Annotated in this window: 5 protein-coding genes; 4 read left to right on the plus strand and 1 reads right to left on the minus strand. The window is 74.9% G+C overall.

The annotated features are described in order from the left end of the window. Positions 1–21 precede the first annotated feature (21 nt). On the minus strand, positions 22–3,123 hold the full coding sequence (locus ACWGKU_RS36580; RefSeq protein WP_452180404.1) for an AAA family ATPase: 3,102 nt from the start codon (positions 3,121–3,123) through the stop codon (positions 22–24). 170 nt (positions 3,124–3,293) lie between these two features. Between ACWGKU_RS36580 and ACWGKU_RS36585 the strand changes: the two genes are divergently transcribed. From ACWGKU_RS36585 to ACWGKU_RS36600, 4 genes are all read left to right on the plus strand, one after another. Next, the gene (locus ACWGKU_RS36585; RefSeq protein ID WP_452180405.1) at positions 3,294–4,445 is read left to right on the plus strand and encodes a transposase domain-containing protein; all 1,152 of its coding nucleotides are present in this window, start codon (positions 3,294–3,296) and stop codon (positions 4,443–4,445) included. Positions 4,446–5,155: 710 nt separating this feature from the next. Further along, the gene (locus ACWGKU_RS36590) at positions 5,156–5,893 is read left to right on the plus strand and encodes a thioesterase II family protein (protein ID WP_452180406.1); all 738 of its coding nucleotides are present in this window, start codon (positions 5,156–5,158) and stop codon (positions 5,891–5,893) included. A 164-nt stretch (positions 5,894–6,057) separates the two neighbouring features. Beyond that, complete coding sequence (gene ccrA, locus ACWGKU_RS36595; RefSeq protein WP_359898534.1) at positions 6,058–7,311, plus strand: crotonyl-CoA carboxylase/reductase; 1,254 nt, start codon at positions 6,058–6,060, stop codon at positions 7,309–7,311. A 400-nt stretch (positions 7,312–7,711) separates the two neighbouring features. Next, positions 7,712–15,741 (plus strand): type I polyketide synthase (locus tag ACWGKU_RS36600; RefSeq protein ID WP_452191730.1); only part of this gene is annotated, 8,030 nt, incomplete at its 3' end.

Below are 15,741 nucleotides of genomic sequence, written 5' to 3' on the forward strand. Positions count from 1 at the left end.
GTGGCACCGCCCTGGCCGGTGTCAGCCGACGGCGACTCCGTCGGCGCCCAGGCCGGCCGCGTTGCCGACGGCCTTCAGCGCATCCGCCGAGGAGGCGGCGCGGCACGCCATCTCCACGGCGTGGAAGCCGACTTCGGGTCCGACCCGGTCGGCGGGGCCGCCGGGTGCGTCGCGGAAGACGGCGACCTCGCCCGGGAGCAGCTCCGAGCGGAGCAGGCTCGCCAGGCCGGCCCGGCCGCTCAGGCTCAGCTTGCGGTAGATGCGCGTCAGGTGCTGTTCCACCGTGCTGACGGTGATCCAGAGCTTGTCGCTGATCTCCCGGTTGCTGTCGCCCTCGGCCGCCAGTTTCGCCACCCGGAGCTCGGCCCGGCTGAGGCCGGTGAGCAGCGAGCCCACCGCCCCGCCCGGGGTGGTCGCCGGGGGCGGTCCCAGCGGGAGCGCCGGCTCGTCGTCCTCGCGCGGGCCGTCCTCGGCGGGGCGGCGGTCGCCGCAGTCCCCGAGCCCGGCGTCGGTGTGCGGGTCCGCGCGCGGTTCCTCGTCGGGCCCGAACCCGTCGCCGACGGACCGCCCGTGTTCCACGGCCGGGGCGAATCCGGCCCGGATCCGCTGGGTCCCCGCCTCCGTCCGGGCCGGTTCGAGCCGGTCGCCGGGCGTCCGCAGGCGGTCGACGGCCTCCTGCAGCAGGGCGGGCTTCTCCCGGCCCCCGTCGTGGTCGGCCAGGATCCGGAGCAGGGCGCCGCGGGTGCGGTCGTCCAGGGACGGTTCCTGCAGCTGGCTGGCCGCCAGGTCCCGGGCGGTGACCGGGTCACCGGCCTGGAAGGTGGCCTCGACCAGGCTGGCGGTCAGCGGGATCAGGGCGGGGATGTCCAGTTGCCAGACCCTGAGCCGACGGGCGCAGGTCCGGAGGTCGTCGAGCGCCTCCGTGGTCCGACCGGCCGCCAGGGCGAGCCGGCCGCGGGCGTGCAGGTAGCGGATGCCCATCACGGTCTCGAACATGGCGCTCGGGACCTCCCGGCCGGCCTCCTTGGCGGCGTCGTCCGTCCGGCCCAGTGCGAGGTGGGCCTGGATGAGCACCGACAGCGGATAGCCGATCGACACCCCCCAGTTCTCCTCGCCCGCCAACGACAGGGCGTCCGAGGCGAGTTCGGCGGCGGCCTCGGGATCCCCGTCGCGCAGGCACACGTCGGCCCGGGCCGCCTTGAGCTGGGCCAGCCAGGTGGTCGCACCCCGACGGGTGGCGTGGCCGATCAGCTCGTCGCACCAGAGCAGGGCCCGGCCGGGCTGGTCCCCGTCGGCGAGGGCGAGGATCGCCGTGGTGATCGCTTCCAGCGGCATCCCGTCCACCCGGCAGGAGGACAGGACGCGTTCGGCGAGCGAGGCGCTCTCCGCGTCGCCGCCCCGGGCCCAGACCCGGGAGAAGACCCCGATCGCCTCCGCGGCCGCGGGCAGGCAGGTGCCCCCGCCCCCGGTGCCGCAGAGCTCGTCGAGGTTCCAGGACCGGGTGAAGGACGGGCCGAAGAACCAGTGGAAGACGTGCAGGAGTTCGACGCCGTCCTCGTGCCCGAGGGTGAGGTGCGTGCGCTTCGCCTCCGCGAGGACGGTGGACACGGTGGTGAGGTCTCCCCGCCACAGCAGCGCCCGGATCAGTGCGACGACGTCCTTGCCGGTGAGCTTGCCCTCCACCAGGGCCTCGCGCAGCGCGCTGGTGTGCGGGGCGACCGCGCTGGGGTTGGTCTGCCAGGTGGAGTGGACGTATGTGCGCAGGGTGGCCAGGTGCTGGTCGTCGTTGGCCGCGGCCAGCGCCAGGTTGAGGTAGAGGTGTGCGGTCGAGGTCTTCCCCTCGGCCAGCTCCTGCTCCGCGGCGTCGGTGAGGATCGGTACGGTCCAGTCGCCGTCGGCCTCGCCCGCGGCGACGATCTGGGCGGCGATGACCGTGGTGGCCATGCCCAGGTCGCGCCGGAGCTTCGTCGCCCGGGTGTACAGCGTGGTCTGCTCGGTGCGCGAGAGCGAGGCGAGGACGGCGGCCGCGACGTTCGGGTGACGGAACTCGTCGCCGGCGGTCAGGCCGGCGTTGGTGAGGATCTCCAACGCGTGCCCGACGCACCGCTGGTCGAGGTCGAGCAGCCGGCCGAGCAGCGCCGGGGAGGCGTGCTCGCGCAGGACGGCCATGCCGCTGGCGACCGCGAGGATCTGCGGTTCCCAGCGGTAGAGGCAGGCCAGGACGGCCATTTCGAAGGACCGGCCGACGCGCGGCAGGTCGTCGGGCCGGGCCCGGTCGTGGGTGGCGTCGAGGTGGTTGTCCTCGATCAGGGCGTGGACCAGGATCGGGTTGCCCCCGCTCAGCCGGTGGACGGCCGGGGCGAGTCGCGGCGCGATCGCGTGGTCCGGGGTCCGCTCCAGGATGGTACGGACGGTGTCCTCGGACATCGGCTTGAGCTGGACCCTGCTGTGCGGCGCGCGGGTCACCTCGGCGCGGAACAGCGGCAGCGTGGGCTGCGGCCGGTCCCACTCGTTGAGCACCATGAGCATGCGCTGGGGGCGCATGCGGCGCTGGAGGTAGAGCAGCGCCTGGAGCGAGGCGGTGTCCGCGAAGTGCACGTCGTCGATGCCGACCACCACGGACCGGCCCTCGCAGGCGCCCAGGAGGACGTTGCAGAGCCGACGGATGGTCTCGTTCTCGACGGCCTGCGGCCGTTCGAACCGATGGTCGGGGCCCAGGTGGTCGCCGAACGCCTCCGCGACCAGGGCGGATATTTCCGCGGCGAGTTCGTTCGGCAGTTCGGCGCAGCGCAGCAACTGCTCGATGACCCCCATGGGGAGATCCCGTTCCGCCCGCGAACCGGTCGCCTGGAGGACCAGTGCTCCTTCTTTTGCCGCCAGCGCCGAGAAATCGTGCAGAAGTTGGGTCTTACCACTTCCCAGGGTTCCGCTGACGAGGACCACCCGACCGTTCCCGCAGGACAGTCCCTCGAACAGGTCCAGTAAATACTCCAACGCTTCATGCTGTTCGGCTCGAATCAGCAAGAATGCCTCCGAGTTGTTGTGTAAAAGCCTTGCATCCACCGCAACGGAAAGGCTGACTCCCCCGTTTTGCCTTGAGCCTCCATGACGTTGCGTGATCACTCAGATGCACGGTGTACACAGCGCGAGGGGAACGCCGGCGGGACCGAGAGCCCGGGTTTGCATCTACTTTCACCCTAGGCGAACTTCAACGGCGAACGCTAGGGACTCCGTTCAGCACCACACCAGTGACTTAAGCATCGTGCGTGTAGCGTGGTTTCAGGAGGTGTCGGATGTCGCGACCAGGGCAGTTCGGCCCGGAACCGGGCGGGGGACTGCCCGACCGCATCGCGGTCGGGCTGCTGACCGGGTCGTTCCCGCCGGAGCTGGTGGAGCGGGTGGTGGCCCGGTGCGGGCGGGAGGGGCAACGGAACCGCCTGCTGACGCCGAAGGTGACGGTCTACCTGGTCCTGGCGATGTGTCTGTTCCCGGGCCACGGCTACCAGGAGGTCGCCCGCAAGCTCGTCCGGGGACTGGCCTGGGCGGGGCGCTGCACAGCGCCGGGGCAGGTGCCCAGTACGGCGGCGATCTCGCGGGCCCGGGTGAAGCTGGGGGCGGAGCCGTTCAGGGAGCTGTTCGCCGAGGTCGTCCGGTCGGCGGCGGTCGAGGAGGCCGGGCAGGCCGGGCAGGTCGGGCAGGCCGGGCAGGTCGGGGGCGTCCGGTACCGGGGGCGGCGCCTGGTCGCCGTCGAGGGTGCGGCGATCGAGGTGCCGGACAGTGCCGAGAACGTGGCGTACTTCGGACCGCCGGAGCCCGGGGGCGGGTACCCGCGGGTGCGGCTGGCGGCCCTGGTCGAGTGCGGCACCGGCGCGGTCGCCGCGGCGGCCACCGGCCCGTCGGCGGCCGCCGTGCCGAACCTGGCCCGGGGCCTCTTCGACCGCCTCGGCGGCGGGGACCTGCTGCTCGCCGACCAGGGCGGGTTCGAGGGTCCGACGGTGTGGCGGGACGCCTCCGCCGGTGGGGCGGACCTGCTGTGGCGGGTCGGCCCGGACGCGGTGCTGCCGGTGCGTCAGCTGCTGGGCGACGGCTCGTTCCTGTCCGGGTTCGCCGCCGACGGGGGCGGTCGCGGCGGTGGCGGGTCGGGCCGGTCGACGGGGTCCGCGGCGCCGGTGGTGCGAGTGGTCGAGGACCCCTCGGCGGGGGAGCCGGGCCGGCTGCTCACCACGATCCTCGACCCGGGGCGGGCCCCCGCCGCGGAGCTGGCCGCGCTGCACGGCGCGTGGAGGTCGGGGGCGAGGGCCCTGCGGGACCTGGCGGCCGATCAGCTGGCGGCCGTGCGGGTGCTGCGCTCGCGCTCGCCCGAGGGGGTCGAGCAGGAGGTCTGGGGGCACCTGCTGGTCCATCACGCCCTGCGCCGGCTGCGGGTCTCCGGCCCGGGGCGCTAAGTCACCGGTGCGGTGAAACTGAATCAGCCGTTCCACTTCTCCGTGATGGCCGAAACGTGACGGCGCATTCCGGATCGGTGCGCATATCCGATGGGACGGAGGGCCCGGGGGCATTTCGGTGGTGCCGGAACGGATCGGAGGCGTTCGTTCCGCACACGTTCTGCCTGCCAGACCCGCAGGTCCCGCCGCCGGCCCGGGGGATTCGCCGGCCGGGCGCCGGTGGCGGTTCCACCGGTGGAATCAGCGCGTCCGGTTCGATCGGTTCCGCCGGCCGGCACCCCTAAAGTTGGCCGGGCACCGCCCCCTAACCTCCCCCCCGGTCCGACGAGGCGCCCTTGCCCCGACGGCGCCGCCGACATAGGGCGTGCCCTGGCGTGACCCGATCGCCCGCGCGGCCGCCGCGCTCCAGCGGCCCGGGAAGGTCGGGAAGGTGCCGGGGCGCCGGCGGGCATCCCCTACCAGGGCAGCCGCAGGACCCCGCGCGCGTGCGCCCGCGCCGTGCGGCTAGGGGTTGTCGGGTCGGGCCGGGCCGGTCACGGTAGGAGCCGTTGAGGTCCCGACAGGACAGCGGGCGACCGGAGCCGGCCACGAACCCTCGTGCGCTCCCGCCCGCGGATCAAGGTGAGACGCGCGGTCCCGCAGGTCCGCGGGCGGCGCCTCACCGGTGTCGTGGTCCCACCACGCCGACCGCCGGAGGGATTCCAGTCACCATGGCAGCTATCGACGATCTGTGGGTGCGCCGCTACCACCCCGCGCCCGAGGCCCGGCACCGGCTGCTCTGCCTGCCGTACGCGGGCGGGTCCGCGAGCTACTTCTTCCCGGTGTCCCGCGCGCTGTCGCCGCAGGTCGACGTCCTCGCGGTGCAGTACCCCGGCCGTCAGGACCGGCGCCAGGAGCCCTGCGTGGAATCCGTGCAGGAACTGGCCGACCTGCTGGTCGACGTCGTCAAGCCGTGGGCCGACCGCCCGCTGTCGCTGTTCGGCCACAGCATGGGCGCCTCCGTGGCGTTCGAGCTGGCGCTGCGGCTGGAGGACCTCGGCATCGTGCCGCACACGGTGTGGGCCTCCGGGCGGCGCGCCCCCGGCGCCCACCGCGACGAGCGGTTCCACCAGCTCGACGACCAGGGCCTGCTCGCCGAGATCAAGCGGCTGGACGGGACCGACAACAACCTCCTCGACGACGAGGAGATGGTGCGGATGGTCCTCCCGGTGCTGCGCAGCGACTACCGGGCCGCCGAGACCTACCGCCCCACCCCCGGTGCCGGGATCACCGCGCCGGTCCTCGCCCTGGTCGGCGACGACGACCCGAAGGTCACCGTGGACGAGGCCCGGAAGTGGGCCGAGCACACCTCGGGCCCGTTCGAGCTCGAAGTCTTCCGCGGCGGCCACTTCTACCTCAACGCCCACGCCAACACCGTCGTCGACCGGATCCGCACCAGGCTCGGCTGACAACTCCGCCGTTCCTCCGCGTCATCCGTCCACGCGAAGTTCCGCCGCGTCATTCATCCACGCGAATCGACCGTGTTGAAGGGCAGCCGGTTTCGAACCGGTTCTAGAGCTGCTCTGCGAGCCGGTCCTCGGAAATCCCGGAAAACTGCCCAGAGGAGTCGTTCGTGTCCAAGTCGCTCTACGAACTCGGTGAGATTCCGCCGCTCGGCCTCGTGCCCGAGCAGATGTACGCGACCGTCATCCGGCAGGACCGCTTCGGCGAGCCCCTCAAGGCGATGCAGACCGAGGTCGTCGACGTGCCGGAGCCCGGTTACGGCGAAGTGCTGGTGTACGTCATGGCCGCCGGAATCAACTACAACAACGTCTGGGCGTCGCTCGGCGAACCCATCGACGTCATCGCGATGAGACAGCGGTTGCTCGGCGAGAAGGAGGATTTCCACATCGGCGGCAGCGACGGTTCCGGAGTCGTCTGGGCCGTCGGCGAGGGCGTCAAGCAGTTCAAGGTCGGCGACGAGGTCATCCTTTCCGGCGCGACCTGGGACGAGACGGCGGAGGACGTCCGCACGGGCGTCGACCCGATCGCCTCGAAGTCGCTGCGGGCCTGGGGCTACGAGACGAACTACGGTTCCTTCGCCCAGTACACCGTGGTGCGCGAGCACCAGCTCCACCGCAAGCCGGCCAACCTGTCCTGGGAGGACGCCGGCGGCTACCTGGTCACCGGCGCCACCGCCTACCGGCAGCTGACCGGCTGGGCCCCGCACGACGTCCGCCCGGGCGACCCGGTGCTGATCTGGGGCGGCTCCGGCGGCGTCGGCTCGGCGGCCATCCAGATCGTGAAGCTGCTCGGCGGCATCCCGATCGCCGTGGTCTCCAACCCGGACCGGGTCCAGTTCTGCCTGGACCTCGGCGCCGCGGGCGTGATCGACCGCCGGGAGTTCACCCACTGGGGTCGGCTGCCGGACCTCGACGACGAGGCGGCCGGCCGGGCCTGGACGGCGGAGGCCCGCCGGTTCGGCGCGAAGATCTGGGAGATCCTCGGGGAGCGCCGCAACCCGAAGATCGTCGTCGAGCACCCCGGCGAGGACACCCTGCCGACCTCGCTGTTCGTCTGCGAGAACGGCGGCATGGTCGTGCTCTGCGGCGGCACCAGCGGCTACAACGGCGATCTCGACCTGCGCTACCTGTGGATGCGCAGCAAGCGCCTCCAGGGCTCGCACGCCTCGAACACCCGGGAGAACCGCGCGGTCATCGGGCTGATGGCGGACGGCCGGCTCGACCCGTGCATCACCTGGTGCGGCACCTTCGACCAGATCGGCGAGGCCCACCAGATGCTCTACGCGAACCAGCAGGGCGTCGGCAACCTGGCCGCCCTGGTGAACGCCGCGGCGCCGGGGCAGACCTCGCTGCGGACCGGCTGAACGACGGGACGGGAGCCGCGCCGCCACGGCGGCGCGGATTTCCGGACCGAATAACGGAGCGGGAACCGCGCGAATGCGGTTCCCGCTCCGACGGCGAACGGCCCGGAACGGCCCGTGCCATCTGATGTCCTTTTTTCTGGGGTCGGCTAGGGGTATCGCGCGGGGATTCTCTCCCTAGGATGCGAAACGCTGCGGTCTCACGGGTAATCGGTACCGGCTGCGGTCCACCGCCGGCCGGGAGTAGGGGTTGATCTGCGTGGGGGAAGAGCAAAAGTATCTCGAATACCTGAAGCGGGTGACGGCCGATCTCCGGCGCACACGTCGTCAGCTCCAGGTGGCGGAGATGCGCGAGCGCGAGCCCATCGCGATCGTCGCGATGGCCTGCCGTTACCCGGGCGGCGTGAGCTCGCCGGCCGACCTGTGGCGGCTGGTGACCCGCGGTGGTGACGCCATCACCGGTTTCCCCGAGGACCGCGGCTGGCCGGCCGGGTCCGGCTACGCCGACGAGGGCGGATTCGTCGACGGGGTCGCCGAGTTCGACGCCGCGCTGTTCGGCATCTCCCCGCGCGAGGCCCTGGCCATGGACCCGCAGCAGCGACTGCTGCTGGAATCCGCCTGGGAGGTCGTGGAGCGGGCCGGGATCGACCCGCGCTCGCTCTCCGGCAACCGGGTCGGCGTCTTCGTCGGCGCCTCCGCCTCCGGCTACGCCGAGGGCGCCCACTCCCTGCCCGAGGGCGCCGCCACCCACCTGGCCATCGGCAACGCGGCCAGCGTGGTGTCCGGCCGGGTCGCGTACGCGCTGGGCCTGGAGGGCCCGGCCGTCACCGTCGACACGGCCTGCTCCTCCTCCCTGGTCGCCCTGCACCTGGCCGTCCACGCGCTGCGCGCGGGCGACTGCGAGCTGGCGCTGGCCGGCGGTGTCACGGTGATGTCCTCGCCGAGCGTCTTCGCGGAGTTCAGCCGCCTCGACGGCCTGGCCGGCAACGGGCGGTGCAAGGCCTTCGCCGAGGGCGCCGACGGCACCGGCTGGGGCGAGGGCGTCGGCCTGCTGATGGTCGAACGGCTCTCCGACGCCCAGCGGTTGGGGCACCCGGTGCTCGCCGTGGTGCGCGGCAGCGCCGTCAACCAGGACGGCGCCTCCAACGGCCTCACGGCCCCCAACGGCCCGTCCCAGCAGCGGGTGATCCGTCAGGCGTTGGCCGGCGCGGGGCTCTCCCCGGCCGACGTGGACGCGGTCGAGGCGCACGGCACCGGCACCCGGCTCGGTGACCCGATCGAGGCCCAGGCCCTGCTCGCCACGTACGGGCGGGAGCGTGCCGAGGGCGGCCCGCTGTGGCTGGGCTCGGTCAAGTCCAACATCGGGCACACCCAGGCCGCGGCCGGCGTGGCCGGTGTGATCAAGATGGTGCAGGCGATCCACCACGGCCTGTTGCCGGCCACCCTGCACGTGGACGCGCCCACCCCGCACGTGGACTGGAGCGAGGGCGGCGTCGAGCTGCTCACCGAGGCCCGGCCGTGGCCGGAGACCGACCACCCCCGCCGGGCCGGCGTCTCCTCGTTCGGCATCAGTGGCACCAACGCGCACGTGATCATCGAGGCGGCGCCCGCGCCCGCCGAGCCCCAGGGCGAGGGCGAGGGTGAGGCCGGGCCGGACGCCGGCACCGAGCCGGCCGCCCAGGTCTCCCCGGCTGACCCGGCCCCGTCGGGCCCTTCGGCGCCCGCGCCCGCCGCCGGCCGGCCGTCGCTGTGGCCGCTCTCCGGCAAGGGTGCGGCCGGGCTGCGCGCCCAGGCAAGCCGACTGCGCGCCCACCTCGCCGAGACCGAGGCGCCCGACCCCGTCGACCTCGCCTGGTCGCTCGCCACCACCCGCGCGGGCCTGGACCACCGCGCGGTGGTGCTCGGCGACCTGCTCCCGGGCCTGGACGCGCTCGCCGGGGGCGACCCGGCCGCGGCGGTGACCGGCGTGGTGGGCGAGGGCCGCTGCGCCTTCCTGTTCACCGGCCAGGGCTCGCAGCGCGCGGCGATGGGCCGCGGGCTGTACGAGGCCTTCCCCGCCTTCGCCGAGGCCTTCGACGCCGTCTGCGCCGAACTGGACCGCCACCTCGACGGATCGGTCAAGGACGCGGTCTTCACCGGCCGCGGCCTCGACCTGACGATGTGGACCCAGGCCGGCCTGTTCGCCGTCGAGGTCGCGGGCTTCCGGCTGCTCGAATCCTGGGGCGTGGCCCCCGACTTCCTGCTCGGCCACTCCGTCGGCGAACTCGCCGCGGCGCACTGCGCGGGAGTCCTCACGCTCGCGGACGCCTGCGCCGTGGTGGCCGCGCGCGGCCGGTTGATGCAGGCGCTGCCGTCCGGCGGCGCGATGCTCGCCGTCCGGGCCACCGAGGCCGAGGCCGTCGAGGCGATCGCCGGACGCGCCGACGTCGCGGCGGTCAACGGGCCGTCCTCGGTCGTGGTCTCCGGCACCGTGGAGGTGATCGACGAACTGGCCGCCCGCTGGGCGGCCGAGGGCCGCAGGACGAGCCGGCTGACGGTCTCGCACGCCTTCCACTCCGCCCTGATGGAGCCGATGCTCGCGGACTTCCGCGCGGTGCTGGAGACGGTCTCCTTCGCCCGCCCCCGGATCGCGATCGTCTCCAACCTGACCGGAGCCGTCGCCGCGCCCGACCTGCTCACCACCCCGGAGTACTGGGTGCGGCACGTGCGCGAGGCCGTCCGGTTCGCCGACGGCGCCGCCTGCCTGGCCGCCCGGGGCGTGACCCGCTTCGTCGAGCTCGGCCCGGACGGCGTGCTCTGCGGGATGGCCCAACAGGCCGGTGCCGAGGGCGTGTTCGCCCCGGTGCTGCGTCGCGATCGGGACGACGCCGAGTCGGCGCTGACCGCACTGGCCCGGATCTGGACGGCCGGGGTCGAGGTCGACTGGCGCACCGTGCTGCCCGAGGGCCGCCGGGTGGAGCTGCCGACGTACGCCTTCCAGCGCGAGCGCTACTGGCCGCAGAGCATGGCGGCGCCGGTCGGCCCGCCGCGCGAGGCCTCGGACCAGGACGTCCGGTTCTGGGCGGCGGTGGAGCGCGCGGACCTCGCCGAGCTGGCCACCACCCTGAAGCTGGAGGAGGCCCCCGGCCTGCTGGACGAGGTGGTCCCCGCGCTGGCCGCCTGGCGGCGCTCCCAGCGGCAGGAGTCGACCGTCGACTCGTGGCGCTACCTGGTCAGCTGGAAGCCGCTGACGGGCCTAGGCGACACCGCCCCGCTCACCGGCGACTGGCTGCTGTCCGCCGACCCCGAGGACGGGCGGGCGGAGGCCGTCGAGCAGGCCCTGCGGGCCGCCGGCGCCACCGTCCTGCGCTGTGCCCCCGGGGCGTGGCCGACGGCCGACCCGGCCGGCCTGGCCGGCGTGGTCGCGCTGCCGGCCGGCGCCGACCCGGCCGCCGAGGCGCTGGCGACCGTCCAGGGCCTCGGCGAGGCGGGCATCGACGCACCGCTGTGGCTGCTCACCTCCGGTGCCGTCTCGGTGGGCCGGTTCGACCCGCCGAGCGACCCGTCGGCGGCCCGGGTGTGGGGGCTCGGCCGCGTCGCCGCCCTGGAACTCCCGGACCGCTGGGGCGGGTTGATCGACCTTCCGGCCACCCTGGACGCCCGGGCCGGCGCCCGGCTCGCCGCGGTGCTGGCCGGCGCCACGGGCGAGGACCAGGTCGCCGTGCGCGGCTCCGCCGGCTACGGACGCCGGCTGACCCGCCCGGAGCCGACCCGGACCGCCGAACGGCCGTGGACCCCCTCGGGCACGGTGCTGGTCACCGGCGGCACCGGCGCCCTGGGCGCGGCCGTCGCCCGCTGGCTGGCCGAACGCGGAGCGCCGCACCTGCTGCTGCTCGCCCGGCGCGGCGCCGCCGCACCGGGCGCCGAGGACCTGGTCGCCGAGCTGACCGCCACCGGCACCCGGGTGACCGTCGAGGCCTGCGACGTCGCGGACCGGGAGGCGCTGGCCGCGGTGCTCGCGCGGATCCCGGCCGACCTCCCGCTGACCGGAGTGGTGCACGCCGCCGGGGTCGCGGCGCACGGCCCGATCGAGGAGCTGCGCCCCGCCGACCTGGCCGCCGTCGTCGACGGCAAGGCGGCCGGCGCCGCACACCTCGACGAACTCACCGACGGTCTGGACCTGTTCGTCACCTTCTCCTCGATCGCGGCGACCTGGGGCAGCGGCGGCCAGGCCGCCTACGCGGCCGGCAACGCCCACCTGGACGCGCTGGTCGACAACCGCCGCAGCCGCGGCCTGTCCGGCACCTCGATCGCCTGGGGCCCCTGGGCCGAGGCCGGGATGGCCGCCCGGGGCGAGGCGGCCGACTTCCTGCGCCGCCGCGGGCTGAACGCGCTCGACCCGGCCCTCGCCGTCCGCGCCCTGGCGCGGGCCGTGGACCACGGCGAGGGCTGCGTGACCGTCGCCGACGTCGACTGGGGGCTGTTCGCCCCGGCCTTCACCCTGGGCCGCCCCAGCCCGCTGCTGGCCGACCTGCCCGAGGCGGCGCGGCCGGTCGAGGGGGAGGGCTCCGACTTCGAGCTGGGCACCGCGCTGCGGCAGCGGCTCACCGCCGGGCCCGCAGGTCAGCGCCACCAGGTGCTGGTGGACCTGGTCCGGGAGCGCGCGGCCGCCGTGCTGGGCCACCGCACCGCCGAGGCGGTCGACCCCGAGCAGGTCTTCCGCGACCTCGGCTTCGACTCGCTGACCGCCGTCGAACTGCGCAACCTGCTGAACGCGGAGACCGGCCTCCGGCTGCCCGCCACCCTGGTCTTCGACCACCCGACGCCGACCGCCCTGGCCGCGTACCTGCTCGGCGAGCTGTTCGACGAGCCGGACGCGCCGGCGGCGCCCATCCGTGCCGCGGCCGCCGTCGCCGCCGACGACGACCCGGTCGTGATCGTCGGCATGAGCTGCCGCTACCCCGGCGGGGTGGAGTCCCCCGACGACCTGTGGCGGCTGGTGTCCGAGGGCGAGGACGGCGTCACCGGCTTCCCCGCCGACCGCGGCTGGGACCTCGCCGACGACGAGGGCTCGTACGCCCGGCAGGGCGGCTTCGTCGCCGGGGCGACCGGCTTCGACGCGGCGCTGTTCGGCATCTCCCCGCGCGAGGCGCTGGCCATGGACCCCCAGCAGCGGCTGCTGCTGGAGGCCGCCTGGGAGGTCCTCGAATCGGCGGGGCTGGACCCGCGCTCCGTCCAGGGCGCGCAGATCGGCGTGTTCGCCGGAGCGTCCAACTCCGGCTACGGCACGGGCGGCCTCGGGCTGGCGGGCGCCGAGGGGCACCTGCTGTCCGGCACCGCCAACAGCGTCATCTCCGGCCGGGTCGCGTACACCTTCGGCCTCGAAGGGCCCGCCGTCACCGTCGACACCGCCTGCTCCTCCTCGCTGGTCGCCCTGCACCTGGCCGTCCAGGCCGTGCAGCGCGGCGAGTGCGAGCAGGCCCTGGCCGGCGGCGTCACGGTAATGGTCTCCCCGGCGGCCTTCGGCGAGTTCGACCGCCAGGGCGGGCTCTCCTCGACCGGACGCTGCCGCTCCTACGCGGGCGCCGCCGACGGAACGGGCTGGGGCGAGGGCGTCGGCCTGCTGCTGGTCGAGCGGCTCTCCACCGCCCGGCGCGAGGGCCACCGCGTGCACGCGGTGATCCGGGGCAGCGCGGTCAACCAGGACGGCGCCTCTAACGGCCTCACCGCGCCCAACGGCCCCGCGCAGCAGCGGGTGATCCGGCAGGCGCTGGTCAACGCGGGCCTGTCCACCCGGGACGTCGACCTGGTCGAGGGCCACGGCACCGGCACGGTGCTGGGCGACCCGATCGAGGTCCAGGCGCTGCTGGCCACGTACGGCCAGGGACGGCCGGAGGACAGCCCGCTGCTGCTCGGATCGATCAAGTCCAACATCGGCCACACCCAGGCCGCCGCGGGCGCGGCCGGCGTGATCAAGATGGTGCAGGCACTGCGCCACGGGATCATGCCCGCCACCCTGCACGTGGACGAGCCCAGCCCGCAGGTGGACTGGTCGCGCGGCGCGGTGGAACTGCTCACCGAGTCCCGGTCCTGGCCCGAGCTGGACCGGCCGCGCCGGGCCGCCGTCTCCTCCTTCGGCATCAGCGGCACCAACGCCCACGTCATCATCGAGCAGCCCCCGGCCGTCGAGGCCGAGCGGGCCCCGACCCCCGCGCTCGCGCTGCTGCCGCTCTCCGCCCACACCCGGGACGGCCTGCGGGCCCAGGCGCAGCGGCTGCGCACCTTCCTCGCCGACTCGGACGCCGACCCGCGCGACACCGGCCACGCGCTCGCCACCACCCGTGCCGCGCTGGAGCACCGCGCGGTGCTGGTCGGCGACGACCGGACGGAACTCCTCGGCCGGCTGGCCGACTTCGACGGCACGACGGCCGCCACCGCGGTCCCCGGCGGCACCGCCTTCCTGTTCACCGGCCAGGGGGCCCAGCGGGCCGGTATGGCCGAGGAGCTGTACGCGCGCTTCCCGGTGTTCGCGGACGCCTTCGACGCGGTCTGCGCCGAACTGGACCCGGCGCTGGACCGGCCGGTCCGCGAGGTGGCGGCCGACGGCGTGGACCTGAACCTGACCGGCTACGCCCAGACCGCTCTGTTCGCGGTCGAGGTCGCCACCTTCCGGCTGCTCGAATCCTGGGGCGTGGTGCCGAACCTGCTGCTCGGCCACTCGATCGGCGAGGTCGCGGCGGCGCACTGCGCCGGGGTGTTCTCGCTGGCGGACGCCTGCCGGCTGGTCGCGGCCCGGGCCCGGCTGATGCAGGCACTGCCCAGCGGCGGCGCGATGCTCGCGGTGCGGGCCGAGGAGGCGGAGGTCCGCGAGGTCCTGGCCGGCCGGGCCGACGTCGCCGCGGTCAACGGACCCGCCGACCTGGTGGTCTCCGGCGACGCGGCCGTGATCGACGAACTCGCCGCCCGCTGGCGGGCCGAGGGGCGCCGGACCGCGCGGCTGGCGGTCTCGCACGCCTTCCACTCGGCGCTGATGGAGCCGATGCTCGCGGACTTCCGCGCGGTGCTGGAGACGATCACCTTCGAGGCGCCGCGGATCGCGATCGTCTCCAACCTGACCGGCGCCCTCGCGGACGCCGACACCCTGGGCACGCCGGACTACTGGGTGCGCCATGTCCGGGAGACCGTCCGGTTCGCCGACGGCGTGGCCTGCCTGCGCGAGCACGGCGTCCGCAGGTTCATCGAGCTGGGGCCGGACGGCGTGCTCTGCGGCATGGCCCAACTGACCGTCACCGACGGGGTGTTCGTTCCGATGCAGCGTCGGGACCGGACCGGCGCGGAGGCGGTCGCGGAGACCGTCGGCGCGCTGTGGACGGCCGGCGTGGCGCTGGACTGGCGGGCCGTGCTGGGCGGCGGCCGGCGGGTCGACCTGCCGACGTACGCCTTCCAGCGCGAGCGGTACTGGCCCGAGCCGGGCCCCGTCCCCGCGCCCGCCAACGGCGCCGTGGACGCCCTCGACGCCCGGTTCTGGGACGCGGTCGAGCGCGCGGACCTGGGAGAGCTGGCGAGCACCCTCGCCGTCGAGTCGGCGGGCGAGCTGGAGCCGCTGCTGCCCGTGCTGTCCTCCTGGCGCCGCCGTCGCCGGGCCGACGCCGTCGTCAACTCCTGGCGCTACCGCGTCACCTGGAAGCCGGTCACGGACGGGCTCGGCGCGGGCGCGCTCACCGGAACGTGGCTGGTCGTGCTGCCGGACGGGGCCGACGGTGCTGCCGGGGCCGACGGGGCGGGCGAAGCGGCCGGGGCGGCCGGCGGGCTGCCCGCGGCGCTGCGGGCCGCCGGGGCCGAGCTGGTCGAGTTCCGCTGCGACCCGGTGGCCGAGGGCCGGGCGGCGCTGGCCGGACGGCTCGCGGAACTGCCCGCCGAGTACGCGGGCGTGCTGTCGCTGACCGCGCTCGGCCCGGACGGGCTGACCGCCTCGGTGGTCCTGCTCCAGGCGCTCGGCGACGCCGCGATCGGCGCGCCGCTCTGGACCGTCACCAGCGGCGCGGTGTCGGTGGGCGGCTCCGACCCGCTGCGCGATCCGCTCCAGGCCCAGGTGTGGGGTGCCGGGCGGGTCGCCGCGCTGGAGCACCCGGACCGCTGGGGCGGGCTGGTCGACGTCCCCGCCGCCGTGGACGGCCGGGTCGCGGCCCGGCTGGCCTCGGTGCTCACCGGCGACCAGGGCCTGGACCAGGTCGCCGTGCGCTCCGCCGGGGTCTACTCCCGCCGACTGGTCCGGGCGGCCGCCGAGGACGTCCCGGCCGAGCCGTGGACCCCCTCGGGCACGGTGCTGGTGACCGGTGGAACCGGGGCGCTGGGCGCCGAGGTGGCGCGCTGGCTGGCCGGTCGGGGCGTTCCCCATCTCGTGCTGACCAGTCGGCGCGGTTCGGCGGCCGAGGGCGTGGACGCGCTGGTGGC

It is taken from the genome of Kitasatospora sp. NPDC054768 (assembly GCF_053612025.1).

Bases quoted from the DNA above. Each gene is read 5' to 3' on its own strand.
- ACWGKU_RS36585 (WP_452180405.1), top strand. From the start codon at position 3,294: ATGTCGCGACCAGGGCAGTTCGGCCCGGAACCGGGCGGGGGACTGCCC.
- ACWGKU_RS36590 (WP_452180406.1), top strand. From the start codon at position 5,156: ATGGCAGCTATCGACGATCTGTGGGTGCGCCGCTACCACCCCGCGCCC.